This is a genomic window from Pseudalkalibacillus sp. SCS-8, assembly GCF_040126055.1.
In the GTDB taxonomy this organism is placed as follows: Bacteria; Bacillota; Bacilli; order Bacillales; family Fictibacillaceae; genus Pseudalkalibacillus; species Pseudalkalibacillus nanhaiensis.
The window spans coordinates 1064247-1088598 of sequence record NZ_CP143541.1 but is presented as its reverse complement, the minus strand read 5'-3'; the positions used below and the strand labels follow the sequence as shown (position 1 = coordinate 1088598).

Sequence of the window (24352 nt, the reverse complement as noted above, 5' to 3'; positions counted from 1 at the left end):
AAGGTGCCATAGAAGCGTGTTTCCACCTTCTGCTAGCACCTTTGCTAAACGTTATTCACTTGATGGTCTGCACTTCTTTCGATGAATATTTCTTGATGACGTGCTTTGCTACCCGATTCATGGTCACCTGCTTGTTCATGCTCGTGTTGCGCATCTTCTTGAACGCGACTTCCTCACTGTAGCCAAAGCGTTCCATGAGAATGCCTTTCGCTTTTTCCACGAGCTTCCTTTCCTCAAGCTTGTCGTTCGCTTCCTTCACCTTTTCGCGGTACTGTTCGGATACTTCCGCCTGGTGCAATGCGATTTCGACAGATGGAATCAATCGATCCTTCGATACGGGCTTTACGATATACCCGACGATATTCGCTTCCTTCGCCTTATCGATAAAATCCTTTTGACTGTAGGCCGTCAGTAAGAGTATCGGAATATTGAATTTTTGTGAGATGATCTTACTCGCCTTCAGTCCATTCATTTTCGGCATCTTGATGTCCATGATGATCAGATCCGGCTTGTGCTTGTCCACCATTTCGATGGCCTTTTCACCATCACCCGCTTCTCCGACGACTTCATACCCTTCATCCTGAAGAATCATTTTCACGTCCATCCGTACGATGGATTCGTCCTCCACCAGCACTATTCGTTTACTCATTCATATCCTTCCTTCTAATGGAAATGTGATGTCTGCTTCCGTCCCCTGCTCCACTTTTCTCAAATCGAATTCACCATCCAGGTCATGCTCGACCATCATGTTGACGATTTCAAGCCCTAGCGATGGCTTCGTACTTGCGACATACCCGATCCCGTCGTCCTTCACCTTGATTTTGATCCAATCACCATCCTGCCGGAATGTAACCCGAATGTTCCCAGATGATTTTCCTTTGAATGCGTGATTCATACAATTCTGAATCAGCTCGTTGATGATCAAAGCGACAGAGACGGCGCGCTTCGATTCGATGGTCAGCTTGTCTCCCTCGAAGGCGATGTTCACCCTCGCCTCCGCCTGGGGTTCGACATACACAAGCATGTTCCCGATTTTTACGGTCAACTCGTATATGTCAACCTCATCGATGCTGCTGTTGGAGAGAATCACTTCATAGACCGAAGCGATGCTGAGAATCCGGTTCAAGCTTTCAAGGAAATAGACCTTGCTTTCTTCTGGAATCCCCCTCCGCATCTGCAGTCTCAACAAGCTTGCTACCGTCTGAAGGTTGTTTTTCACCCGATGATGGATTTCTTGAATGGCAACGGATTTCATGATCAACTCTTTTTCCTTGTCCCGTAGATCCGTAAGATCGCGAAGGACAATGAACATGCCGTTGTATTTTTCGTTTTGAGGTAAAAGTATTTTCTTCACCTTGAAATTCTTATTGAATATCTCCTTCTCCGTGACGAACAAATCGTCAGGATGCTGGATGATCTCTTCTAAGAATGGAAGTAATTCTACGAGATTTTCACCGGATCGGCACCCCTTCCCCGTCAATCCGTGAACGAGATTGATGGCAGAAGAATTTGAGTATAGAAGATTGCCAGTTTCCTCAACAAAAAAGAATGCTTCCTCGATGAGGTCCGGAATGACGGGATGCGTATCAGACACATCCATCAGAAGGTCACTGAGTGATTCAGCCGTCCTTGACAACGCTTTCAATTCAGCACGTTCTTTAAGCTTATCACTTATGTCCTTCTCCATTACGAGTGCACCAATCACATGTCCTTCGTCGGCACGGATCGGGACGACACTCTGTTCCACCTGCTTCCGTTCTTGCGTGATGGCACGGTTCGACGTCATCGCCTTACCGGATTTGAGGCAATAAAGAACGGCTGGTTCAAAAGATTCATAGGCTTTCATCCCTATGACAGGGTTTTCATAAATCGGTTTTGCTGTCGTCGGCGAAGCCTCGGCCACGACGACCGCTTGTTTTCCATCCTTCATCAAACAATCGATGAAGATGTTCGCCTTGGACAAATCAGCGGTCATCTGGATCGTCTGGCTGACTTCGATAATCTTGTTGATTTCTTCTTCTGATAGATTCGTATGATCATGACAAATCGACTCAATTGACATTGTTGCACTCATCAGGTGTCCTCCACCTACTTTCCATTCGTTAAATGGTTCGTTCAGCCTAGAAACTACCTGACATTATAAGCATGGTTCGAATATATGTCAATTTTCCATCAATTCTGTCGAATCACTTCAACTGAGAGAATTTTACACCACTGACGCGATGTTCCAGCATTTCCTCTATCACGTCTGCGAGATACGCACCTGCTTCAACGGGTGGAACCCCGCCATCATGGATGTTCGAGAACACGGTACGATCCGCCTCGACACTCGACTCATCCGGTCGGTAAATCAAGTAAGCACTGATGCTTCGTGATGTGGCAAGTCCTGGTCGCTCCCCGATCAGGGATATGACAAGATCGCAATCGACGATTGATGCCACTTCATCCTGAATCCACACTCGGCTCTTACGGATGAAAACAGGTTTCCCCATTGAGATACCTTTTCCTTCAAGACCTTGCCTAAGGGCTGGCAGAAGATCGGGAATCGTGTGCTCCACTCCAGTAGAACTGAGACCGTCCGAAACGATGATCTGCACTTGTTTTCCTTTCGTACCGTTTTCCTTCAACCATTTCGCTGACGCCTCATCCAGCTTTCGCCCAGAATCGAGGTTCATCAAGTACTCTTCCATATTCGCTGCACGTGATTTCAAGATCGGTAAGTCCATTTCTTCCAGGACCGAATCATCGACGTCCTTGAAGACGGCATCCTGAGCGGCAGCATGATCGACACGGAAATCGAGGTAGTTCTTCGTCTTCATCCTCGTCCCTGTGCGGCCGATCCCAATTCGTGCAGGTGTAATCTCCTGGGCCGATTCAATCGTTTCCTTGTTTTTCGGAGCGTCGACCGTCACTTTTTTCTCAGATGTATAGTCGAACGTTTTATCAGCATTCGTACTTGTCTTCGGCCGTTGTGTTGTTGAGGTGTTGTTCTGTTCCAGCTCCTTCATCACTTCTTTGACAATTTGTTCAATGTCCATTTGTTCACTCCCTTTCTCTTTTAACGTTAAGATTATGGAATCAATCAAAAATGGAGAGGTCGCCAGCCGCATCGGTCAATCGGCCATCTTCCATAAGCCCCATCTTTTCCATCCATTTTTCAAATTCAGCCAGCGGCCTGAGTCCGAGCATCTCTCGTAAACTCGCATCGTCATGGTAGCTCGTATCCTGGTAGCTGAGCATCACATCATCCCCACCAGGTACACCCATGTAAAAGTTCGCCCCGGCAACCGTCGTCAGCATGCCGGCAATCTCTTGATCATTCTGATCCGCATTCATATGGTTCGTATACGTCGGAGCAATGCCCATCGGTAAATTATGTAGTTTCCCCATGAACAAATCCTCAAGATCACAACGGATCATCTGCTTCCCATCATATAAGGTTTCCGGTCCAATGAATCCAGACACGTTGTTGACCATGAACGGATGCCAATGTCTCGCGTATCCGTATGTGCGGGATTCAAGTGTCTGCATGTCCACACCTAAGTGTGCATCGAGTGAAACCTCTGACCCTTGACCTGTTTCGAAGTAAAAGAAGTTCGGTCCAGCTGAGGTTCCTTTCACACGCATGAGCTCATACGCTTCATCGAGGATTTCCTTCGAAACGCCAAAATCATCGTTTGCAGCCTTCGTACCAGCAAGACTCTGGAACATAAGCGCGACAGGTGCACCTTGTTGAAGCGCTTTCATTTGCGTCGTAATATGAGCAAGCACACAGTTCTGCGTCGGGATTTCCCACTTTTCTATGAATTCATGACTCATTGAAAGCAGCTTATGCACGGACTCAACCGCTTCATTGTTCGGATTGATACCGATGACCGCATCCCCAGATCCGTAAGAGAGACCTTCCTTCATCGAGGCTAAAATGCCATCAGGATTGTCGATCGGATGATTCGGCTGACAACGGAATGCGAGCCTTCCCGGTTCACCGATCGTCGTATTACAGTGCGCCTGATGCTTCATTTTCTGGGAAGCAAGCACAAGGTCGATACTCGACATGAGCTTCGCCACACCGGAAATCATCTCACTCGTGAGACCGCGGCTCAGACGTTTAAGATGGGTTCCGTTCGTTTTGTGGGATAAGATGTATTCCCGCAATTCCCCGACCGTCCAGTTGCTGATTTCGTTATAGATTGGCTCACTGAGTCCATCATAGATCAGCTTCGTCACCTCATCCGTCTCATACGGAATGATCGGGTTTTCATAGATGTCTCTCAACTGGAGTTCACTTAAGACGTATTTGGCTGCCATCCGTTCGAGTGAGGATTTGGCTCCGATTCCACTCATCTTATCCCCGGATTTTTCTTCACTCGCCTTCGCCAATACTTCTTTCACCGAATCGAACTGGTAGACTTCACCTCGTAAGCGGCAGGATAACTTCATTCAACTCACCTTCTTTGCTTTATTATTCATAGAAAACAAAAAGGTGCCCAACCATCAGAGACTTCCTCCAATGAATTAGGCACCTTTACCTACGTAAATATTCACTTATGTAGAGCATAACAGACATTGTTCTGAAAATAAAGATTTTTCATAGATGGGAAGTTAAAAGTTTTCGGTGTGAGTGTTATGTATGCCATTAAATAGAAAGGCAGTTTTCAGCTTTTCAAAAAACAAGAGAGAAGTAAATAGGTGATCCCTTCACACAAGGTTGCAGTTGCGCATATCCTAAATAATCGAGATTTGGACAACCCTTGTGGAGGTATACAGAATGACAATGCATAATTCCCATAAACGCAGGCTTGCAAATCAAATGATGACCCGACCGCTCCCCCTATATGATGATAATTTCCCTATCATTTTTTTCTGGAATCCTAAATGTGGATGTACATCTCTTATCAAATGGTTTTTCTACCAAAACGGTTTGTTGCAAACAGCAAAAGATTACGATGAAATCATTCATACTTACAGAATAAAAGTATTTGAACAACAAAAGAATCACACGAATAAAATCCGGAAGCACTTGCTGAATGGGACAAAAGATGTTTACAAGCTCGTACGCAATCCTTATACGAGAGCGGTGAGTTCGTACTTTCATACCCTCAGGACGCCAAGGATTTTAAACAGGTTGGCACCCGGAATGGATCAGGGATTGTCGTTCAAACAGTTTTTGTATCGGGTAAGAAATAAAGGTGTTGAGCGTGGAAATATCGATGGACACATGATACAACAGTATCTTGACGGAGAAGAGATGTTCATCAAGAACGTTATTCAACTAGAAGAATTCACGCCCTCCATCAAAAAGATCGAGAAAACGTATCAGCTTAACCCATCGCCATTAGATGAAATTATCAGATCTCCACATCATGTCACCGAAAAAATGAATTCACGCGACAATCGTAATTTTGCAAATATGAGATTAACGAGCATGTCTTTTTATCAATCTTTGCCCCCATATGAAAATTTCTACGATCAAGACACAATGAACTTAGTAAGGACCATTTATCAAAAGGATTTTATTCAGTATGGTTATGACCAAAGAAAAATCTAAAAAAGAGCTGACAGGGTATTGTCAGCTCTTTTGTCATTATTCATCGTCTGGTCTGATTACAACTTACGAATATTTACAAGGTTCCAATGTAGGTGAGTTGGTCGACTGGACGGTCATCTGTTGTGCCATCCATGATTTTCTGTACATCTGAGACAGTATCTTTCAGGCTTACACTTACGCCTTTTACTCCGGTATATTGTTCGGCCACATAGAACGGTTGGGTCAAGTACGCTTCCAGTCGTTCTCCGCGGTTATAGGTTGTGCGCTCCGTATCTGGTAAGCTGTCCATCCCACGAGCATTGACGAGAGCTCGGAGTTCCCGGTATCGCCGTAAAAGCTTCTGCGCACGCTGCTGAATCGTCAGGTGATGCTGGTCCAGATGGGCACCCTCCAACACAGATGAGGTCGAATACATCGGATTGACCGCTGGGAATTTCTTGCGCGATGCGAGGTCCATATCGAAATGCCACAACGTCTCGAGCGGACCGTATGGTAAATCCTCATCCATCGCTTCTCCTTTTAAATCAACGAGAAATGTGGTGATGTTTTTAATCCCATCCTCTTGAAGTCGATCCTGAAGGTCGTGAAGCTCACCTGTTAACACGTGGGAGCGATCTGTCGCAAAAGCGATTTCCTTTTTCCCCAGTTTACGCATTTTCTCCAACGTTTCCTCGATCGAGTACGTTACATGCTCATAGAAATCTTCCTTTTCATCAAGGTCAGGATGATCCCCTTCCGGCTTCAGTAGTACCGTCGTATACCCCCCCTCTTTTAACCGGTAAAAGATCTCAGCAAGAACAACAAGCTGCCCCATCCCTGGCCTTGCCACCAGACCAATCGTCCCTTCTTTTGCAAGGGGTGCAAACAGATCGAGTGTCTTAATTCCTGTCTCGATCATGTCGATCTTCTCGCCTCTTATGATGAGGTCATCGAGCGAACAATCCGCTAGGTTCGCTAACGCAACGAGGGTTTTCACCTCAGCCCGTCCAACTGGAATCTTTCCGGTACAAAGATTCGAAACCGTCGCTGGACGCAAGCCGACTGACCGGGCTGCACTCGTCAGATTCGGCACTTTTTTCCGTAAAAAGGGGACATTCAATCGAATGTCTTCGAGCGTTTCCATGTACGCACACCTCCTATTACGTTAAATCGTATTCTATTTTACGTTAAAAAGCAACATACAAAAAAGGGCGTAACTGCATCTGCCGTTACGCCCTTTCTCTATTTGTCACATCCCGCCCATTAACGCTTCCATTATCGCCTTTTGCGCATGGAGACGGTTTTCTGCTTCATCAAATACGACCGAGTGTGGACCATCAATGATTTCTGAGGTCACTTCTTTTCCACGGTACGCCGGTAGACAATGGAGGAAAATATAGTCGTCCTTCGCCTTTGCGCAAAGATCCGCGTTCACCTGATAAGGTTTGAAGATCTCATTTCGCTCATCTGCTTCAGCTTCCATTCCCATACTGGACCACGTGTCGGTCACCACGACGTCCGCATCCGTAATCGCTTCTTCTGGTGAGTTCGATATGACAACTGAACTTCCATTCTGTTTCGCAACGAGCTTCGCATGATCGCGTATCATCTGATCGGGCTCATAGCCGAATGGACTCGCAACGGTGATGTCCATCCCGACTTTTGCAGCACCCTCTAACAACGAATGTGTCATGTTGTTGTAACCATCACCGACATAGCCCAGTTTTAATCCAGCTAGCTTCCCTTTGTGCTCGAGTATGGTAAGCAGATCCGCCATCACCTGGGTTGGATGGTGTAAATCTGTCAGGCCGTTGATCACAGGGACATCCGCATGTGCAGCGAACTGTTCAATCGTTCGATGTGCAAACGTACGAATGAGGATCCCATCCACATAGCCCGATAAAACCTTCGCCGTATCCTCAATGCTCTCCCCACGACCAAGCTGGATATCTTTCGTACTGAGAAAAATCGGATCCCCACCGAGCTGAACGACTCCAACTTCAAACGAAACACGTGTACGGGTTGAGGCCTTATCGAAAATCATCGCAAGCACTTTCCCCTCAAGCGGCTTCCGGCGAATTCCCTCCTTCAGCTCTGCTTTGATTTGAACGGCTTTCTCCAATAAATACATGATTTCCGATGAGTGGAAATCAGATAAGGCCAGAAAATCCTGACCTGTAAAATTGGATGATGTTACCCCATATGTTTGTTTCGCCTCCATTGTAAATACCACTGAACACCTCTCCTATCTTCTTATGGTTACGAATAATCATACATACTTTATTATATTTATTCAATGATATTTTTGAATTCTTTGCTACTAAAGCGTTTTCATTTCATAAAAATGTATGGAGACGAATAAAAACCCGTACCAGGTGGGGGAGCCTGATACGGGTCAGCATTGCTATTATGTCTATTTTATTGGAAATAGGAAGCGTAGTAACGGGATACTGCTACAGCATAGTCTCCGCGAGTAACGGTTTGGTCCGGATTGAAGGAAGCAACGATTGTCGGCTCCTTATCGTATGGACCTTGTGTCACGTCGAAGTATGCATTCAAGATGTTCATATCAAGTGCAAGCTGTACATACCCTCTCCATTCAGCTGGTACCGCATCTGCATCCTGAATCGCAATACGCTCATCCTTATATTGGACAGTTAGTGGATCATCGTTCAAATCCTTCGCCTGACTTTCAAGACCTAAAGCTTGAACGAGTGAGTAAGCCAACTCTGCACGGTTCACCGCTTGATTTGGAGCAAACGTTCCTTCAGCTGTCGGAAGCATGACTCCAGCATCGCTCAAATCGGTATCCTTCAGTGCTGCTCCACCAGCCGTAACGGCTTGAACGTAAGCTGCATCAGCTGCCTTCACGTCTGTAAATGAAGCTCCAGTAAGGTTTTGACGGACAGCCGCGCCCATCGTCAAGTACTTCGCTAGGTCTGCACGAGTCAATGCGCTGTCTGGCTTGTAGTTTCCATCTGCCTTCGCATCAACCAAGCGCTCGCTGACACCCGTCTTGATTGCTGCCGCAGCTGGGTGACCTTCAATGTCGTTCAACCCAGTAAATCCTGCAGCTTTTTTAAATGCCAATTCACCTTTTACAGTTTCAGGTGCAGCCGGGCCACCAGATAGACCTTTCAATTCAAGCGTCCATTTCCCAGCCATCGGGCTCGTCACTTGAACGGTACGATCCGTGTACAACGTGAACACAAGATAGATCCCTGAAGAATACTGTGTTCCATCTGGAGCTGTCAAAATCAAGTTCAATGGGTTCCCTGTTTCACCGAGAACGCCCTTCGCGTTCACTTTAGCTGTCAGTTCAGTCAAACCTTCTTCCACATTGAACTCCATCTTATTAGAAGATGCCGTTGCTGGATTGTAGTTCACTTCGACAGGCTCACGTTCAACGTTCATGTCGACGTTCGCATTGTATTCATTCGTGTAGTTTAAAGTTTCACCGTATTCTTTGCCATTCAAAATCATATCGACAGCAGCGTATGCGTTCGCATAACCTGCTCCAACTTCCCACGCCTCATATCCTGGCATGTTCGTTGCAGTCTTTTGGATGATTTCCTTCACTTGCATCGGCGTCAACGTCGGATCAGCATCAAGCATTAACGCGACGATACCAGCTGCGTGTGGTGCTGCCATTGACGTACCACTCATGTGCGTGTAGTACGGTAAGTGTGCCGGCTCAAGATATTCTGCATCCTGATCTGCACCAAGCGCTGTCAGTGGAGATACCGTTTTAGTCGAAATGATGTCTTTACCAGGCGTTGTGATCGTCGGACGGTCTTCCCATACGAACTCTTCACCGTCAATTTTCACTGTTCCGCCTTTCCCTTTCACACCGCGTGAAGAGAAGTCTGCAAGTCCACCTTGCTTATCACCAGCTGCAACTGTTATTACCCAAGGGGCTTTTTTATAGTTACCTGAAATCGTTGATTCACCAGGTCCAGAGTTACCTGCTGAGAATACGACGACAATGTTGCGGTCATACAATTTTTTCGTTGCAATGTTGATCGGATCTTCCGGATCGAAGTCCGTACCTGCATCACTTGTAGATCCCCAAGAGTTCGTCACAACACGGATGTTGTATTGAGCTTGGTTTGTTAATGCGTAATCGAATGCACCGATCGTATCAAGGATCGCGATTCCAGCCCCAGAACCGTAACCGACAAGGTCAGCACCAGGTGCGACACCTTCATATTTCCCTTTGGACATTGCACCGTTACCACCAACGATTCCTGCAACGTGTGTCCCGTGTCCAGAATCTGTATCAGTATTGGCTACATCCTCAACGTATGTAACCGGAAGAACATCAACCAATGCGTTCAAGTTCGTCGCACCTTGTACGTTTTGCACGAGGTGGTTACCGAATTTGATGTCATTATGTGTTCCATCTACTCCACTGTCATTGACAAGGACGCCGATGCCTTTACCGGAAACCGGCATGCCACCGTTTTTCTTCGTCAAGTCAGCATCGTTACGTAGCTCATCGACACCCGTCATTGCAGTACCTGTATTGTTCTCATACTCTAATTTTTCGTTGTAATAGATCGAGCGGACTTCAGATTTTCCAGCAAGAGCGTTGATTTGATCTGGTGTAGCAAGAGCCCCAGCCATCGGAAGCTCATTGAATACAAGCCCCTTCGTAATTCCTACTTCTTTTAAAAGATCGACGTGTTCAGCCTGCGGAGCGTCGTTCGTATTGAACGTAATGATGACCTCAAGCGGTCCTGTTGCCCCCTTCATCTTTTCAACCAACGTGGCATTGACAGTCGTCGTGTTTGTCTGTGCACTTACCGACGATGCCGGTGATAATGCCATCATCCACGTCGAAAGTACGAGCATAAAGCTCATCAAAATGGTTATCCGTTTCATCTTTCCGCCTCCCATAGCGTAATCGTTTGAATACTTTTATTATTTCAATAAATCCAAAACGACGCTATTCTGCAAAAGGTATAAAGTACGAACAACAAAAGATATAGGAGGACTAGAAAGAAAGTTGTATAGGCGGGAGATGGGTAGTAGGATTGGACTAATTAACAGTGAAGACGCGCCGGCTATCCTCCCCCATAAATGGTTGGTAGCCATAATTGGGGCAAGATAGAGGCGTTATCCTCCCCATAAACGGGGAAAAGCTGATGTTGAGGGCAGGATAATAGCTCTATCCTCCCTCAAAACCGAGAACAGACAGTAATGAAGGTAAGATAAAGATCTTATCCCCCCTGAAAAGTGAAAAATAGCTGATTTGAGGGTAAGGTAAAGCACTTATCCCCACTTAAACTAGGAATACAAAAGATACAGGGAACGATCGATGTGGTATTCAAGAAATAGTTGTGTCCAAATCTCGAAAAGTATTTGACAAAATTGTGACAAAGAATCAATAATAGAAGAAAGGGGATGAGGAACATGAATTCGAAAACAAAAATAATTAACGCTACAAAATTTGTTGGGGGATCCGTCCTTTCATTAGGCATCATGATGTTTTTAATCGGCTTGATTGTAAGCGATTTCAGCTTTCTGATGTCGATTGGAATTGGGACCGTGACTGGTGCAGTGTTCATCTTCCTTATTGGAATGTTTTTTGTAGCAACGGAAGAAATGCTTGAAAAGAGCCACAAAGGAATGAGAGAAACTTCGCCGTCTGACAGGCTTTAATCCGCATTACATATATAATGATAAAGGTGCAGCCACTAGCTGCACCTTTTTTGTATCAATCCATATGTTTGTTCAAGAATTCCTCTAGCTCTACTTCATAATCCTCACGATGACTCACGAACGCTTCGCTATGGTTCGCCCCATCAAACGTTACGAACTCTGCTTCACTTTTCGTATTTTCATATAGCTCCTTCGACATCGCTGTCGGTACAAAGACATCATCATTTCCGTGAATGTAGAGGATCGGAGCCTCTGCTTTTTTCACTTGGTCCAAAGCGGATGCTTCTGTGAATGAATAACCTGCTTTCATTTTTGTTACGAGGCTAGTCGTCGGTAGTAGTGGAAAGTCAGGCAAGTTATACATACGATTCATTTGGTACTCAAATAAATCATAAACACTTGTAAAAGGGCTGTCAGCAATGATCGCTTTTACATTGTCAGGAAGCTTTTCTCCGCTCGCCATCAATACAGTTGCAGCGCCCATGGAAACACCGTGTAAGACGATTTCCGTTTCCTGACCTCGCTGTTCAACCAACGTATCAATCCATTGTGTGATATCCAATCGATCATGCCATCCGAAGCCGATATAATCGCCTTCACTCTTTTCATGACCACGTAAATCGACAGTCAACACATTGTATCCAAGTTCTTCATAATAGTGTTCAGCATAGATTCCCATATCCTGACCATCTCCAAGATAGCCATGGGCGAATAAGACGGTCTTCTCAGTTGGTTTTTTGGCTTCTAGAAAGTATCCTTGAAGCTTCAGTCCATCAGCGGATTGAATCTCCCATCTTTCAAAGTCCTGAGCACGATACCAGGACCGCCAGTCACCGTTAAGAAAAGTATCCATCGCCTCTGCAGATACTTCCAAGTCCTTATTCCCTGCTAAAAATTCCTTCACATCCCGCTTGATGGCTAAATCATAAAAGTAAAAACTAGCAGCGATATTAATGATTAATAGAATGCTAAGTAATCCTATTCCAAATTTGACCCCTTTTTTCTTTAACACTCTTTGTCTCCTTCCCCAAAACTCTCTCTAATTCCATTATACTAGTATAATAAGAGGAAGTAAGCCGAAACAGCATGGTAGTTCTTTACAATACCTTTACAAACAACAAGCGTATCCTAAATTCTTTTAGGGATACGCCAGTATATTGGGTTCTACGCTAAATCTATTTCGGAGTTTTCTCTTACCTTAATATTCTCCTTTGATTACAAAAAAGGAGCCCCGAATCGTTCCAGCTAGTTTAGACTTTTGCCTGGCAAACTTAAACTTCCCTTCTAGCTCCTTAGGTACTTCCATCCCCTCCGAAAGCTTGAAACCTACGGCTCGCTTCTTTGGATTATCAACTGTATACATAACATTAACCCCTAGACCGTCCTCAAAGAAGACGTAGGCAAACTTGATATTTTCCACTTGAAAACATGACGTTTCTAATGGTTTGGCAGAAAACTCAATATCCCGTTCTTCCTTTAAAATTCGGTTCACAAAATCAAGGGTTTCTTGGCTTTCACTAGCCGGTACAACCGAGAATTTATGTTTATATTTTTTCATAAAGTACCGCGCTTCGTTAGCACGCAAACCAGCGAGCGCTCCTACTACAGGTGAGGACTCTAAACCTACCGGAGACACATTTTTAAAATCAACGGTATAGGACATGGGCATCTCTCCTTTTTGTTTTTACTTCCTCACAACAGGAATCCACATTTCACCATATACGAAGCCGTTTCGATGCCCCATCTCTACCGTTGCATTCGGCCCACCTACATAGGCAACATCCTTCACTTCTGGCAACACTTGACCAAAGGCAATACCAGTAAGGTTGATACTCAGTTCATCAGCTGTCTTCCCTTCCCCTTTAACTACCACGTATTCACCCTTAGGAAATTGGATCACTCTGGCTTCTTCAGGTGCGGGCGACTCTGTCATGACTCCTGCATAATGCATCATCTTGTTATTTACTGCTTCGTTCACCGCAAAAATGTAGTCATTTTTGGCCATGGATTTCAAAGTGTCAAGCCTTCCATCTTGACTGACAGCTTGCCAAAAGTCTGACTTTTCCTTGTTTACACCAGCAAAGTCTGTGTAATCGCTTTTTAGCTCCGTTCCTAAACCTATGACCGTAAAGCTGTCTTTTTCTTCAAGGATATAATTCCCCATCTCAAAACCCTCCAATTTTTAATTTTTTAAAATACATTGTCTTCTTCGCTTGATAGGTTTATCATAATCCTAAATCATGTCAAAAAATGATACTGTTTAGGAGCAAAGATGAAAAAAGTTGAACGGATCAATATCATTATGCGCTATATCAACAACCGCGCCCACTTTACGATTTCTGAAATCATGCGTGAATTTAACATCTCTCGTTCGACAGCTATTCGAGATATCAGAGAAATTGAATCCATCGGGATGCCACTCGTCGCTGATGTAGGTAGAGATGGTGGTTATTCTGTCATGCCAAACTCTGTGCTGCCTGATGTTCAATTTACTGATAATGAGGTGAAAGCTCTATTTATTGCTTTTATGGCCACAAGAAATCAACAACTCCCCTATTTAAAGAGTCGTCAGTCATTAGCTGAAAAGTTATTAGGGCTTATTTCAGAAAACCAGCAAGATGACCTTGTTCTCTTAAATCAAATCTTGCTTTTCGCGGGCACCAATCCGCATAATCCTGACCTCCTTGATCTTACAGATCTTCCCCATCCCATGTTAGAAAGACTCATCCAAATCCTTCTGGTAGATCGCCATTTAATGCTTACCATCAAAGAAGATAAGAAAATAAAGTCTTATCCGATTTACCTCTTGCATCTATATCATGAAAAAAGCTTTTGGTTGATTGAAGGTTATGACTTAAAAGAAGAAAGGAAGCAAATCTTCCCTGTCGACAATCTCATTAATATCGAGCCTTACCAGATGAAAAATAAGTTAAGTAGGAAACAGATAGGAGATAAACGAAGCAAGCAGGAAGAAGGAATCAACCTTGTCCTTGAATTGGGTCCAAAAGCAATTGCCCAGTTCAAGAAATACCATCCGATAAAAGTTTCAATCTCTTATACGGACCCATACCAATCCACAGCCCTTTTAAAGTCTTATATCAACGTTGAGCATCCTGATGAATTGACCGAAATGACAAATTGGCTCCTTTTTCTAGGTGAGGATATCAAGGTGAAGGAAGTGCCAGAAGAAGTGTTAAAAGGAGTAAAAAAGAGATTATCCTCATTCAGCTAATAACCAGTAGACAATTTTAAGAGATTAAAACACCCCTTTGGACGATCTTCCAAAGGGGTAATAATTATTTCTTACACTCAAATGAGTACCTACCTGTTATGTTGTTGTGAATTTCTAATATGGCTTCCCCGCCATTTTCGTAGCATTTTGAGGTTAATAGACTTATCTCTTTCATATTAAAGTATCCATAGGAAATAATAAGAAGAGAAACTACGATTAATGTAAACAAAGAAACGAATACAAATCCTACTAAATTCTTGTTTATCGGCAAAATGAACCACCCTTATCCTAGTCGTAAAAGACTTCACTTAGATTTTATAAAAGCCTCTAATAAATGAACTCATGAAAGCATTCATTATGTATGTTTTAATATATTGATTAGCTTTCCAAAGGGATCTCTTACATAAAAACGTCGGACACCCCATGGTTCATCCATTGGCCCATACTCAATGGGGATTTTCGCTTCTTTTATACGAGTGAGCGCAGCGTCTAGATCATCGACTTCAATTGAGAAATCAGGTACAGGTGTCCCAGAACCTCCCTCTGATAGGAAACTGATTTGAGTGGTCATTTTCTCATGTGAACCGTAAGTCGCAATAAATCCTAGATCCATAAATTGATCAAGCCCTAGTATATCCTCGTAGAAGTGTTTGGCTTTTGAAATGTCCTCCGTCTCAATATTGGCAACAATTCGCTTCACTTTCATTGTTATACCTCCAAGATAATTTTGAGTATAATATTTTCGTTACTCAGCAACACAGTCCATTACCTACCAAAATGCGTGCTTTAAAATAGCGTCGTCTAGTAGTCTAATCTATACGAACAGGATCATTATTCTTTAAAAAATCGATAACCTTATCGATATCTGTTGTTTGAAGCACAATTCCTGTTTTGTCAACAACGATAAATGATGGGGATTTTTCTATATTAAAAAGATTAAGGTCTTCATTTGATATAGAGACAACCGATAACGTCTCAACCTTTTCTAAAGGGATTCTTTCGTCCATCGAATAATAGATCTTAACTTGTTCCGTATCAGCTGGGTTAGGTGGAAGTTGTTTGTAATATGCATAAACTGCATATTTTCCTTTAACTGAAGGTTTCATCCCTTCAATTGTTTGCTCTTTCAACTTCTCCGGATTATCTCCAAAAGCACAACCCGTAAGTAAAGCAATACAAATAAAAATCATCGATAAATATCTCATCCACTACCACTCCTTAAATACTGGTGGTCAAGTAATGGTTTTGATTCAGGAAGATGTTACTTCGTTAGCTTGTAATAATCCATCGTAGTAGTCTCCTCGAATCCACAAGAGCGATATAGGTTTAGGGCATTACTGTTTTTCACGGCAACTTGAAGCATGATTTGTTGAACTTGTTTTTCTTTTAGCTTCTCTACTGCTTTCATCAATAGATCTCTTCCATACCCTTTTCCTCGAAATTCCGGAAGGACACCTAATCCGTAGATTCCACCCACATCATTCTGAACTTCCAAATGAACTTTTCCCACAATCGATTGATCAACCTCAGCCATATAAATCTCTGTTCCGTGCTTTTCTTCTTCCTCCGGGAGTATTAAATCCGAAGAATTCACTTGAAAGTATATCGCATTTTGTCTTGCAATCTCTTTTGCATCTTCATTAAGGGCTCTTCGAAGACTTAAAGGTTTTGGGGTGGTAACTTCTGTGGCTTCACCTGTCAAAAACATATCGTATTCTGAATTGTCATATTGGGCACCCGTGCTTTTAATAAAATGAATGCCAGATGAAGAGTTCCGGTCGCTTAACAGTAGCATCTGCTGGGATTTCCTTTTATCCCATTCATCTTTAACGAGTGAAAACAAACGAGTGAAGACGCCCTGTCTCCTATATTCAGGATGAACCATCCCATTTACTTCAAGTGTTTCTTTCCCGAATTGACAGATCCCCACATAGCCGATAAGTGTTTTCCCATTATAAAACATAAATTCATTGATCTTATTTATACCGATACTCTCATTAAGAGATCTACTTAATTTGTAATCAAGCTCCAGTTTCAGCGTTACATTTTCTTTTTCAAGGCAGCATTCTTTCAAAGCCAGTATATTTTTATAATCATCTTGGTCTAACGAATATTTTAGTTTTACAGAAGGGTTCAAGATTTTTTCCATTCTATTTAACCGACCTCAGTCCTATTTGTAATAAATAATTTAAGTTGATCTCTACCGATAGATATTAAACAAAAGAAGCATTAATCCTTCTCGGATCAATGCCCCTGTATGTGGAACAAACTACAAAAAGCGACTGTTTAGATACTAATATCCCGCTTCTGGAAAAAGACGAACGTCAGGCTCATGAATACGGCATAGTACATGGCTAGGACCAATAGTGAGATTGGTAGTGTAATGTCTCCCAAAATCTTATCCTGCAGCGCATAGATCGTTAAATCTAAATGCGGGAATATCAGATATTTTGCCCATTCGTATTTCTCTGCCAAAAAGACGATCAACCCGCCAAGTGTGGACGATACAAACAGGACAAAGATTCCAACCCCGACAGCCAAAGCCTGACTTTTAAATAAAGTGGACAGCATAAAGGCGATTGCCGTAATGATCAATAGACTTGGTAGGTAGTAGGCGATCTTCAGGAAAAACTGCGGCCCGACCTCTGCTACCTTCTGTCCCTCTATAGCCATCTCAAAGATTTTAGCTGAAAAGTCGCCATTTCCAAATATGATTAAACCGACAAGGTATCCTGAAACAATCATGGTTACAACAAGAATTAGTGAATAGATGATTAATGAGATATATTTTGAAAGTAAAATTGCCCATCTTGGATGAGGCCTGATCAACAGCTGCTTAATCGTTCCATCTGCAAATTCAGAAGAAACACTCGCACTGGAAATAATAACAGCAAGAAGGGTCACGAGAACAGTCGTGCCGAATACAACATTATTCATATAATGCCAGTTACTTACCGCATCCGGATTAACGTTTTCATCGAGATACTTCTGTTGTTGATTGATCCGTTGATTAATATATTGTTTTTCTTCTTCAGGTGCTTCTTCTGCATTCTTCTGTAAGTGCTCAATCTCGGCTTCAATAGTAGCCCGCCAATTCTCATTCGGTTCACCTGAAGTGATATTGTAAATGATTCCGCCTGCAATGACCGCAAGTACAATGATGATGAGATAAATCCAGCTCGATTTCTTTTGGAATATTTTCATAAGTTCATTTCGAATTAAAGAAATCATTGCATTTGCCCCTCCCTTGCACCTTTGTTCGTAATTTCGAAAAAGCGGTCTTCCAGTGTAGCGGTTACCGTATTTATGCCATAAACGTCAATATCATTTGAGATCAATAGTCGATTAATTGTACTGATCGACGCTCTGTTAACTGTGACAGAGAACTGGTTGTCTGAAAGCACTTTGAAGCTTGAAGCTTCCACTTTTTCTTTCACGATATCCACTGCTTCTTGAGAATTGTCCACTTCAAAAATGACCTCTTTCGCATCATCGATCTCCGTCGTTTCATGCATGGATGAAATATGGATCAGCTTACCTTTTTCGAGTATGGCAAAACGATCACACATCAGCTGCATTTCAGATAAAAGGTGAGAGGAAACCAGTACAGACATCCCTTCACTGGCAAGGGTATGTAGGTAATCCCTGAATTCTCTTATCCCTTGAGGATCCAATCCATTCGTAGGCTCATCTAAAATCAGCAATGACGGGTTATGTAATAATGCTTGAGCTACTCCTAGCCTTTGTCTCATGCCAAGGGAATACGTTTTCACCTTTTGATGCATCACGTCTTCCAATTTTACTAATCGAGCAACTTCCTTAATTCGTTCATCTGACACTTCTTTAAGTGCCATATTTGCATAATGCTTTAAGTTTTTGTATCCACTCATATACTTGTAAAATTCCGGGTTTTCAACAATGGCACCCATTTCACTCATCGTTTCTTTGAATTGTTCATCAAGGTTCTTTCCATCTATAATGACGGCTCCATCTGTACGATTGATTAAACTGACAATCATACGGATGATGGTCGTTTTCCCTGCCCCATTCGGACCCAAAAGACCAAAGATTTCCCCCTTATTCACACTGAAACTGACATCATCGACGATCTTCTTCTTTCCAATGACCTTCGTCAACGATCGTACCTCTAAAGCATGTGTTGTCATGCTTTCCCCCCTCTTTCTAACGGTTTTCAAATCTTTTTTTATGCTCACCTTATATACGATTAAGAAGCTGAAAAAGTTCCCAATCTTAACCAAATTGTATGAGTGCATCATTTTCTCGTTTCTGTGATTTCATGCACTCATAGCCCTTGTATGAGTGCATCATTTTCTCGTTTCTGGGATTTCATGCACTCATAGCCCTTGTATGAGTGCATCATTTTCACGTTTCTGTAATTTCATGCACTCATAGCTCTTGTATGAGTGCACCATTTTCTCTTTTCTGTGATTTCATGCACTCATAGCCCTTGTATGAGTGCACCATTTTCTCGTTTCTGTGATTTCATGCACTCATAGCCCTTGTATGAGTGCATCATTTTCTCGTTTCTGGGATTTCATGCACTCATAGCCCTTGTATGAGTGCATCATTTTCACGTTTCTGTAATTTCATGCACTCATAGCTCTTGTATGAGTGCACCATTTTCTCGTTTCTGTGATTTCATGCACTCATAGCCCTTGTATGAGTGCACCATTTTCTCGTTTCTGTGATTTCATGCACTCATAACCACTGCAAACACACAAAAAAACACCACATTAAGGAATGTGATGTTTGCCATAATTATTTTACTTCATCATTTCTTTCTGATTTTTCAATGAAAATCGGAGTACCACCGCTATTTAAAAGTGGTGCCAGATCAAGTGTATCATTCGTTCCGTCCTGCATCGCCTTGTTGATCTCTTCATTCGCATGCACCGCTTCTTCTTCACCTTTTTTTCTATCACTCATCGTTCGCAGAACCTCCTTTTTGTGTATTTTTGCCAAAGAATCCTGAAGTATGTCAAGATTTCGTTTTCGTGTTATGATTTGAAGATAATTTCAGCTCAACTATCACACGAACACACAAAAGAAAGAGATGATAGCTTTGGCAAAACCGATCATTTATCTGTTACTGCTGTTGCTTATGATTATCTGGGGTTTCAATGTCATTGCAATCAAAATATTAGTGGACTATTTTGCGCCGATTACGATTACAGCTTTCCGGATCCTAACGGCCGGCTTTGTCGTGATGCTTATATTAGGAATGAAAAAAGAATTTCGGAAGGTGAACCCGAAACAAATCTTCTATATCATCATCTGTGCGCTAACCGGTTATTTAGGACATCATTACTTTTTAGCAACCGGATTGACGATGACGAGTGCTTCAAACACAGGTCTCATATTGGGCCTTGTTCCGTTGATGACTTCGCTTTCCGCCATCCTGTTTCTTGGAGATCGATTGACTCCCTTGAAGTTTTTGGGAATTCTACTCGGTTTTGTTGGGGTTTCCTTCATCGTTCTGAATGGAACTGGAACACTGAACGGAATCTCTTTAGGTGATGTTTTCGTCTTCCTTTGTGTCGTGGCACAAGCGATCAGCTTCGTGTTCATCAAAAAAGCGACCCAATCAATGGATGCCCGTCTAATTACAGGATGGATGCAGCTTTTAGGCGCCGTGTTCTTATTTTTCGTCAGTTTACAAATTGAACCGAATGGAATCTCAACCCTTACCGGTAAACCGATTTGGGTGTGGGGCGTATTCTTCGCTTCAGCCATACTCGCCACAGGGCTCGGACATATGATCTATAACAAGGCGATTCATCAGCTCGGAGCAGGTGAATCGGCGATCTTCATCAACCTTACACCATTTTTCGCCTTAATGGGCGCATGGTTGTTTTTAGGGGAATCCATTCAACTGTCCCAGCTCGCCGGTTTCTTCTTTATCGTTACAGGTGTCGTATTAGGAACAGGAGCCCTCGAACATAAAAAACAATATCGCGTGCAGCGCACCGTTCAGAAGGAAAGCTGACCATAAAAAAAGCAAGAGATTCTTAGTGGAATCTCTTGCTTTCTTTGTGAAATTCTATTTATCCCATATCCCATACAAGTACGAGCAGTGTACCGAAGACGGTGAACAGGGCGATGATGACGCCATAGTAGACGTTCGCGTAAATCGCACCCTTATCTTCTGTTTCACCGGCGTGCATGAACACGACGAGCTGAAGGCCCGCTTGAAGGAACGCCGTGACCAGAAGGACCGTCATCGCGACGGCATACGACATGTCGAAGAAATAGACACCCATCGCGACTGCCGTAAGCACCAATGAGAACACAAATCCCATGATCTGTTTACGAGGAAAGAGTTCGCTCATATTACAACATTCCTTTCAAGTAGATGAAACTGAAGATGAAGATCCAAACCACGTCCAAGAAGTGCCAGTACAGCGAGAAGATGAATGACTTGTTACCTGTTTCAGGCGTGAGTCCACGCTTCTTCACCTGGATCATGATGTAGAGACCCCAGAACAAACCGACGGTAACGTGCGCCCCGTGTGTTCCGAGTGTCGTCAACAGAATCGACGTGAACGCACTCGTCTGGATGCCTGCTCCTTCATGCGCATACGTAAAGAATTCGAAAATCTCTACGCCTAGGAATCCAAGTCCGAGCGCGAGCGTGATTCCGAAGAACCAGAGCATCGCCTTCTGGCGACCGAGACGCATCGCATGGATACCGAGTCCGATTGTAAAACTACTTGTCAAAAGCAAGAACGTTTCAAGGAGAACCGGCGTGATTACGAAAATCTCAGCGCCGGTCGGACCGTTCCCCGTGCGGTTTTCCAATGTGAAATACGTCGCGAAAAGCGTCGCAAACAGCATGATTTCCGCACCAAGGAACATCCAAAATCCAAAGATCTTCAATCTGTTTTCTTCAGTACTATATTCTAACGGCAGCGAGTGATCAATTTTCATAATTACGCACCTCGCATTTCTGATTCTGTGTCTTCGATTTCTTCCACAGAAATGTAATGACCGTGATCGATTTCAAATGAACGCAATGTCATGAAGACGAAGATTGCGATCGTCGTGATGATGGCCGGAATCCATAAGCTGAAGATGAGCGCGAAGCCCCATACGAAGAACACACAGCTCATGATGAACGGCACACCACTGTTGTTCGGCATGTGAATCTTCTTGTACTCGCCTTTAAACAACTGATGTCCATTTTTCTTCGCATCCCAAAGTGCTTCGCTGGAAGCAACTTCAGGCGTGACCGCAAAGTTATAGTGCGGTACCGGTGTGTGCGTCGCCCACTCAAGGGTACGCGCATCCCACGGGTCAGCACCGATATCACGTGAAGCATAACGGACACTGTAGTAGATGTTGTACACGATCAGTACGAATCCGACAGCCATGATTGCTGCACCGATGAAGGAAACCATGTTCATCGGACCGAATCCAGTAGACTCAGAGTACGTGTACATACGACGCGCCTGACCGTCCAAGCCTGTGATATACATCGGAATGAACGCAAGCACGAATCCGATCGAAAGCAACCACGCGGTCCACTTCCCAATTCTTTCATTGAGCATAAAGCCGAACATCTTCGGCCAGTAATATGTGAGACCTGCTAGCATCGCGAATACGACACCAGGAATGATTACATTGTGGAAGTGAGCGACAAGGAACATCGTATTGTGATACTGATAGTCCGCCGCTGACATCGCAAGCATGACACCTGTCACCCCGCCAAGTGTAAAGAGCGGAATGAATAGGATCGAATAAAGCATCGGTGTCGTGAACTCGATTTTACCCTTCCATAATGTGAGCAACCAGTTGAAAATCTTGACTCCAGTCGGAACGGCAATCGCCATCGTCGTAATGGAGAAGATGCTGTTTGCAAACGCGCCTTGACCCATTGTGAAAAAGTGGTGGGCCCAGACAACGAAGGATAGAAGTGAAATCAAGACCATTGAACCGACCATTGACTTGTAGCCGTATAGGTTACGACGCGCAAACGTCGAAATGATTTCACTGTAAAGTCCGAATGCCGGCAGAATCAAGATATACACTTCAGGGTGTCCCCAAACCCAGAACAGGTTGGCCCAAAGCATCGCCATTCCACCGTTATCAAGTGTAAAGAACTGTGTCCCGAACAAGAGATCCATCGTTCCGAATGCAAGTGCAACTGTCAATACCGGGAATGCGAAAATGATGATGACACTTGTGATTAGGATCGACCAAGTGAACATCGGCATTTTCATAAGCGTCATGCCTGGTGCTCTCATTTTCAGGATCGTCGTCAGGAAGTTAATCCCTGTCAGCAACGTACCGATTCCGGCAATCTGGATCGCAATCATGTAATAGTGCGAACCGACTGATTCACCGTCAGCGAGCGGGAAGTACGATGTCCATCCTGCGTCCGGTGATCCACCGACCATGAATGAGATGTTGAACAGCATCGCACCCATGAAGAACAGCCAGAAGCTGAGCGCATTCAAACGTGGGAATGCTACGTCACGCGCTCCGATTTGAAGCGGTACAACAAAGTTCATAAAGAATATGATGAAAGGCATCGCCATGAACAGGATCATGACAACCCCGTGTGTTGTGAAAATTTCATTATAGTGCTGCGAATCCAACAGCGTATTGTCTGGAACCGCCAGCTGGGCACGCATCATGATCGCATCGACACCACCGCGGAACAGCATCAATAACGCGGAGATGAGATACATGATCCCGATTCGTTTATGGTCAACAGTCGTCAACCATTCGCGCCATAGATAGCCCCACTTTTTGAAGTACGTGAGTCCTGCGATGATCGCGATCAACGTAAGACCAGCAGCGACCATGGAAGCATAAATCGCAAAACTAGGATGCGGTATGGCAAATCGTTCAAAGAATTCCATACGATTTGACTCCTTTCAAAAATCGTTAATGGTAAAAATCAATTCGTCTATTCGTTGTGGTTCTTGTGTTTCTTTTCATCGCTTTCCTTATCGGAAGCTGCATGATGGTCCTGTTTTTCCTCATGACCATCTTTATTCTTGTCATGTTCTTCGTACTTGTCACCTTCGTGATGATGCTCTGGTGCCGGTAAGAATTGTTGCTGTGTACCGGTGAACGTCATCCTTCCTAGGTGACCTGGCTCAAGCAGCTCCTCGAACTTTTCTTCCGTTAGAGGATCCGCTGTTTCCTTGACCTCTTTCACCCACTCATCAAATTCCTGCTGAGACATCGCTGTTACGTCGAACTTGTTTTCTGCGAAACCTTTACCGCTGAAGTTCGCGTTTCGTCCCATGAAGTCTCCTTCAACATCAGCTGCTAGATGCAGTGTCGTGACATGGTCATTCATCGCGTATTTTTGTCCTCCGAGCTGAGGAATCCAGAAACTCGTAATCGGTCCATGGGAATAGAGCCTGAATTCAAGTGGACGATCGGTTGGGATGTATAAGTAGTTGACCGTCTCAATATCTTGTTCCGGATAGCTGAAATGCCACTTCCAATCCGAGGACGACGCATAAACGACCAATGGTTCTTTATCCTCGTAGCCTTTCGGAGCTGATTCCACAATATAGTTACTTTGAACGGAAATGACAGATAGGATTGCGACAATGATGACCGGAATACCGACAAGAATCCCTTCAACCCACGGATTCCCTTCGATATGTGGTGGTTCATAGTCTGCAGGCTGTTTCGATGCACGGTATTTCACCAGCATGATCACAAGCCATACGCAGACTGCGATGACAATCCCCGCCATCATGAACATTGTTATCCAGATGTCACTCGCCAACCGTGCCGCTTGCGGTCCTTTCGGATCCAGGACGGTCAGTGGTTCACATCCTGTCAAAACTGTGAGAACAGACATCATCAATGCAAACAATGCCAACTTGAGTTTCATACACGTTCCCCTCTTTCTTCTTCCGTAAATCTATAAAAATTAAGTATCA

Annotated in this window: 24 protein-coding genes; 4 read left to right on the top strand and 20 right to left on the bottom strand. The window is 43.8% G+C overall.

The window, feature by feature from the left end:
* Nucleotides 1-55 precede the first annotated feature (55 nt).
* The 4 genes from V1497_RS05605 to V1497_RS05590 form a co-directional block, all read right to left on the bottom strand.
* On the bottom strand, nucleotides 56-649 hold the full coding sequence (locus tag V1497_RS05605; RefSeq protein WP_349409992.1) for an ANTAR domain-containing response regulator: 594 nt from the start codon (nucleotides 647-649) through the stop codon (nucleotides 56-58).
* Nucleotides 650-2074, bottom strand: coding sequence for a sensor histidine kinase (locus V1497_RS05600; RefSeq protein WP_349409991.1), 1425 nt, complete (start codon nucleotides 2072-2074; stop codon nucleotides 650-652).
* Nucleotides 2075-2186: 112 nt separating this feature from the next.
* The gene (gene eutC, locus V1497_RS05595) at nucleotides 2187-3038 is read right to left on the bottom strand and encodes an ethanolamine ammonia-lyase subunit EutC (RefSeq protein ID WP_349409990.1); all 852 of its coding nucleotides are present in this window, start codon (nucleotides 3036-3038) and stop codon (nucleotides 2187-2189) included.
* Between the two features lie 40 nt (nucleotides 3039-3078).
* On the bottom strand, nucleotides 3079-4440 hold the full coding sequence (locus V1497_RS05590) for an ethanolamine ammonia-lyase subunit EutB (RefSeq protein ID WP_349409989.1): 1362 nt from the start codon (nucleotides 4438-4440) through the stop codon (nucleotides 3079-3081).
* A 328-nt stretch (nucleotides 4441-4768) separates the two neighbouring features.
* Here V1497_RS05590 and V1497_RS05585 point away from each other — a divergent pair, with 328 nt between their 5' ends.
* Nucleotides 4769-5548, top strand: coding sequence for a sulfotransferase family 2 domain-containing protein (locus tag V1497_RS05585; RefSeq protein ID WP_349409988.1), 780 nt, complete (start codon nucleotides 4769-4771; stop codon nucleotides 5546-5548).
* A 73-nt stretch (nucleotides 5549-5621) separates the two neighbouring features.
* Here the strand turns inward: V1497_RS05585 and V1497_RS05580 are convergent, their stop codons facing one another.
* The 3 genes from V1497_RS05580 to V1497_RS05570 all read right to left on the bottom strand — a co-directional run bounded on the left by V1497_RS05580 (nucleotide 5622) and on the right by V1497_RS05570 (nucleotide 10411).
* Nucleotides 5622-6671: a hypothetical protein gene (locus V1497_RS05580; RefSeq protein WP_349409987.1), complete on the bottom strand. Its 1050-nt coding sequence runs from the start codon at nucleotides 6669-6671 to the stop codon at nucleotides 5622-5624.
* A gap of 105 nt (nucleotides 6672-6776) precedes the next feature.
* Complete coding sequence (argF, locus tag V1497_RS05575) at nucleotides 6777-7748, bottom strand: ornithine carbamoyltransferase (protein ID WP_349410752.1); 972 nt, start codon at nucleotides 7746-7748, stop codon at nucleotides 6777-6779.
* A 197-nt stretch (nucleotides 7749-7945) separates the two neighbouring features.
* A complete protein-coding gene (locus tag V1497_RS05570; protein WP_349409986.1) occupies nucleotides 7946-10411 on the bottom strand; it encodes a S8 family serine peptidase in 2466 nt (821 codons plus the stop codon).
* Nucleotides 10412-10942: 531 nt separating this feature from the next.
* Between V1497_RS05570 and V1497_RS05565 the strand changes: the two genes are divergently transcribed.
* Complete coding sequence (locus V1497_RS05565) at nucleotides 10943-11191, top strand: hypothetical protein (protein WP_349409985.1); 249 nt, start codon at nucleotides 10943-10945, stop codon at nucleotides 11189-11191.
* Nucleotides 11192-11246: 55 nt separating this feature from the next.
* Here V1497_RS05565 and V1497_RS05560 read toward each other — a convergent pair whose 3' ends face one another.
* From V1497_RS05560 to V1497_RS05550, 3 genes are all read right to left on the bottom strand, one after another.
* On the bottom strand, nucleotides 11247-12203 hold the full coding sequence (locus V1497_RS05560; protein ID WP_349409984.1) for an alpha/beta hydrolase: 957 nt from the start codon (nucleotides 12201-12203) through the stop codon (nucleotides 11247-11249).
* Between the two features lie 186 nt (nucleotides 12204-12389).
* A complete protein-coding gene (locus V1497_RS05555; protein ID WP_349409983.1) occupies nucleotides 12390-12854 on the bottom strand; it encodes a phage tail protein in 465 nt (154 codons plus the stop codon).
* A 21-nt stretch (nucleotides 12855-12875) separates the two neighbouring features.
* The gene (locus V1497_RS05550) at nucleotides 12876-13355 is read right to left on the bottom strand and encodes a GyrI-like domain-containing protein (RefSeq protein WP_349409982.1); all 480 of its coding nucleotides are present in this window, start codon (nucleotides 13353-13355) and stop codon (nucleotides 12876-12878) included.
* A gap of 108 nt (nucleotides 13356-13463) precedes the next feature.
* Here V1497_RS05550 and V1497_RS05545 point away from each other — a divergent pair, with 108 nt between their 5' ends.
* A complete protein-coding gene (locus tag V1497_RS05545; protein ID WP_349409981.1) occupies nucleotides 13464-14423 on the top strand; it encodes a helix-turn-helix transcriptional regulator in 960 nt (319 codons plus the stop codon).
* Nucleotides 14424-14778: 355 nt separating this feature from the next.
* Here the strand turns inward: V1497_RS05545 and V1497_RS05540 are convergent, their stop codons facing one another.
* The 6 genes from V1497_RS05540 to V1497_RS05515 form a co-directional block, all read right to left on the bottom strand.
* Nucleotides 14779-15129 carry a VOC family protein gene (locus tag V1497_RS05540; protein ID WP_349409980.1) on the bottom strand — a complete coding sequence of 117 codons (351 nt, stop codon included), beginning with the start codon at nucleotides 15127-15129 and terminating at the stop codon, nucleotides 14779-14781.
* Nucleotides 15130-15232: 103 nt separating this feature from the next.
* Nucleotides 15233-15628 (bottom strand): hypothetical protein, encoded by a 396-nt coding sequence (locus tag V1497_RS05535; RefSeq protein WP_349409979.1) that lies wholly within the window; start codon nucleotides 15626-15628, stop codon nucleotides 15233-15235.
* 56 nt (nucleotides 15629-15684) lie between these two features.
* Nucleotides 15685-16572 (bottom strand): GNAT family N-acetyltransferase, encoded by an 888-nt coding sequence (locus tag V1497_RS05530; protein WP_349409978.1) that lies wholly within the window; start codon nucleotides 16570-16572, stop codon nucleotides 15685-15687.
* 137 nt (nucleotides 16573-16709) lie between these two features.
* The gene (locus V1497_RS05525; protein ID WP_349409977.1) at nucleotides 16710-17654 is read right to left on the bottom strand and encodes an ABC transporter permease; all 945 of its coding nucleotides are present in this window, start codon (nucleotides 17652-17654) and stop codon (nucleotides 16710-16712) included.
* The gene (locus V1497_RS05520) at nucleotides 17651-18589 is read right to left on the bottom strand and encodes an ABC transporter ATP-binding protein (RefSeq protein WP_349409976.1); all 939 of its coding nucleotides are present in this window, start codon (nucleotides 18587-18589) and stop codon (nucleotides 17651-17653) included. The genes V1497_RS05525 and V1497_RS05520 overlap by 4 nt, the downstream gene beginning before the upstream one ends.
* A gap of 613 nt (nucleotides 18590-19202) precedes the next feature.
* Nucleotides 19203-19370 carry a hypothetical protein gene (locus V1497_RS05515; RefSeq protein ID WP_349409975.1) on the bottom strand — a complete coding sequence of 56 codons (168 nt, stop codon included), beginning with the start codon at nucleotides 19368-19370 and terminating at the stop codon, nucleotides 19203-19205.
* A gap of 136 nt (nucleotides 19371-19506) precedes the next feature.
* Between V1497_RS05515 and V1497_RS05510 the strand changes: the two genes are divergently transcribed.
* Nucleotides 19507-20430 carry a DMT family transporter gene (locus tag V1497_RS05510; protein WP_349409974.1) on the top strand — a complete coding sequence of 308 codons (924 nt, stop codon included), beginning with the start codon at nucleotides 19507-19509 and terminating at the stop codon, nucleotides 20428-20430.
* A 58-nt stretch (nucleotides 20431-20488) separates the two neighbouring features.
* On the opposite strand, the gene qoxD is transcribed toward V1497_RS05510, so the two are convergent.
* From qoxD to qoxA, 4 genes are read right to left on the bottom strand one after another with little or no spacing between them, the layout of a single operon-like run.
* Nucleotides 20489-20773 carry a cytochrome aa3 quinol oxidase subunit IV gene (qoxD, locus tag V1497_RS05505; protein ID WP_349409973.1) on the bottom strand — a complete coding sequence of 95 codons (285 nt, stop codon included), beginning with the start codon at nucleotides 20771-20773 and terminating at the stop codon, nucleotides 20489-20491.
* A 1-nt stretch (nucleotide 20774) separates the two neighbouring features.
* Nucleotides 20775-21371: a cytochrome aa3 quinol oxidase subunit III gene (qoxC, locus tag V1497_RS05500; RefSeq protein ID WP_349409972.1), complete on the bottom strand. Its 597-nt coding sequence runs from the start codon at nucleotides 21369-21371 to the stop codon at nucleotides 20775-20777.
* Between the two features lie 2 nt (nucleotides 21372-21373).
* Entirely contained in the window at nucleotides 21374-23308 is a 1935-nt protein-coding gene (gene qoxB, locus V1497_RS05495; protein ID WP_349409971.1) for a cytochrome aa3 quinol oxidase subunit I, read from the bottom strand.
* A gap of 47 nt (nucleotides 23309-23355) precedes the next feature.
* On the bottom strand, nucleotides 23356-24303 hold the full coding sequence (qoxA, locus tag V1497_RS05490; RefSeq protein ID WP_349409970.1) for a cytochrome aa3 quinol oxidase subunit II: 948 nt from the start codon (nucleotides 24301-24303) through the stop codon (nucleotides 23356-23358).
* Between the last annotated feature and the right edge of the window lie 49 nt (nucleotides 24304-24352).

Excerpts from the sequence above, each read along its gene's own strand:
- V1497_RS05515 (WP_349409975.1), bottom strand. The coding sequence starts at position 19,370 with ATGAGTGATAGAAAAAAAGGTGAAGAAGAAGCGGTGCATGCGAATGAA.
- V1497_RS05550 (WP_349409982.1), bottom strand. The coding sequence starts at position 13,355 with ATGGGGAATTATATCCTTGAAGAAAAAGACAGCTTTACGGTCATAGGT.
- qoxA (WP_349409970.1), bottom strand. The coding sequence starts at position 24,303 with ATGAAACTCAAGTTGGCATTGTTTGCATTGATGATGTCTGTTCTCACA.
- qoxB (WP_349409971.1), bottom strand. The coding sequence starts at position 23,308 with ATGGAATTCTTTGAACGATTTGCCATACCGCATCCTAGTTTTGCGATT.
- V1497_RS05590 (WP_349409989.1), bottom strand. The coding sequence starts at position 4,440 with ATGAAGTTATCCTGCCGCTTACGAGGTGAAGTCTACCAGTTCGATTCG.
- V1497_RS05535 (WP_349409979.1), bottom strand. The coding sequence starts at position 15,628 with ATGAGATATTTATCGATGATTTTTATTTGTATTGCTTTACTTACGGGT.
- V1497_RS05530 (WP_349409978.1), bottom strand. The coding sequence starts at position 16,572 with ATGGAAAAAATCTTGAACCCTTCTGTAAAACTAAAATATTCGTTAGAC.
- V1497_RS05580 (WP_349409987.1), bottom strand. The coding sequence starts at position 6,671 with ATGGAAACGCTCGAAGACATTCGATTGAATGTCCCCTTTTTACGGAAA.
- V1497_RS05555 (WP_349409983.1), bottom strand. The coding sequence starts at position 12,854 with ATGTCCTATACCGTTGATTTTAAAAATGTGTCTCCGGTAGGTTTAGAG.
- V1497_RS05565 (WP_349409985.1), top strand. The coding sequence starts at position 10,943 with ATGAATTCGAAAACAAAAATAATTAACGCTACAAAATTTGTTGGGGGA.
- V1497_RS05540 (WP_349409980.1), bottom strand. The coding sequence starts at position 15,129 with ATGAAAGTGAAGCGAATTGTTGCCAATATTGAGACGGAGGACATTTCA.
- V1497_RS05520 (WP_349409976.1), bottom strand. The coding sequence starts at position 18,589 with ATGACAACACATGCTTTAGAGGTACGATCGTTGACGAAGGTCATTGGA.
- eutC (WP_349409990.1), bottom strand. The coding sequence starts at position 3,038 with ATGGACATTGAACAAATTGTCAAAGAAGTGATGAAGGAGCTGGAACAG.
- V1497_RS05545 (WP_349409981.1), top strand. The coding sequence starts at position 13,464 with ATGAAAAAAGTTGAACGGATCAATATCATTATGCGCTATATCAACAAC.
- V1497_RS05525 (WP_349409977.1), bottom strand. The coding sequence starts at position 17,654 with ATGATTTCTTTAATTCGAAATGAACTTATGAAAATATTCCAAAAGAAA.
- V1497_RS05600 (WP_349409991.1), bottom strand. The coding sequence starts at position 2,074 with ATGAGTGCAACAATGTCAATTGAGTCGATTTGTCATGATCATACGAAT.
- qoxD (WP_349409973.1), bottom strand. The coding sequence starts at position 20,773 with ATGAGCGAACTCTTTCCTCGTAAACAGATCATGGGATTTGTGTTCTCA.
- V1497_RS05570 (WP_349409986.1), bottom strand. The coding sequence starts at position 10,411 with ATGAAACGGATAACCATTTTGATGAGCTTTATGCTCGTACTTTCGACG.
- V1497_RS05585 (WP_349409988.1), top strand. The coding sequence starts at position 4,769 with ATGACAATGCATAATTCCCATAAACGCAGGCTTGCAAATCAAATGATG.
- V1497_RS05605 (WP_349409992.1), bottom strand. The coding sequence starts at position 649 with ATGAGTAAACGAATAGTGCTGGTGGAGGACGAATCCATCGTACGGATG.
- argF (WP_349410752.1), bottom strand. The coding sequence starts at position 7,748 with ATGGAGGCGAAACAAACATATGGGGTAACATCATCCAATTTTACAGGT.
- qoxC (WP_349409972.1), bottom strand. The coding sequence starts at position 21,371 with ATGAAAATTGATCACTCGCTGCCGTTAGAATATAGTACTGAAGAAAAC.